The sequence below is a fragment of the Komagataeibacter intermedius TF2 genome (assembly GCF_000964425.1).
GTDB classification, from domain to species: domain Bacteria; phylum Pseudomonadota; class Alphaproteobacteria; order Acetobacterales; family Acetobacteraceae; genus Komagataeibacter; species Komagataeibacter intermedius.
The window spans coordinates 1-209 of record NZ_BANF01000704.1 but is presented as its reverse complement, the minus strand read 5'-3'; the positions used below and the strand labels follow the sequence as shown (position 1 = coordinate 209).

The window sequence follows — 209 nt, the reverse complement described above, 5'->3', positions numbered from 1 at the left end:
GTGGACTCTGACGGGATCCGGACCACCATTCTGCCTGACGGCCAGGAAGTGGACCTTGAGGTCGAGGAAGTCGTCCATGGCGAGATCGTGGCCATGGTCCACGATGCGGGAACCGGCGTGCTGCAGGGACAGTTTGGGTTTTCCCTTGTTTTCAGCCCGGGGCGAGAGGCAGCCGCCGTTCTCGCCAGAGTGATGGATCGTGTCCTTGC

1 pseudogene is annotated in these 209 nt (G+C 62.2%); it reads left to right on the top strand.

Going from position 1 to position 209, the window contains the following annotated elements:
• A pseudogene (locus B7449_RS19035) lies at positions 1 to 209 on the top strand (hypothetical protein); the annotation flags it as partial.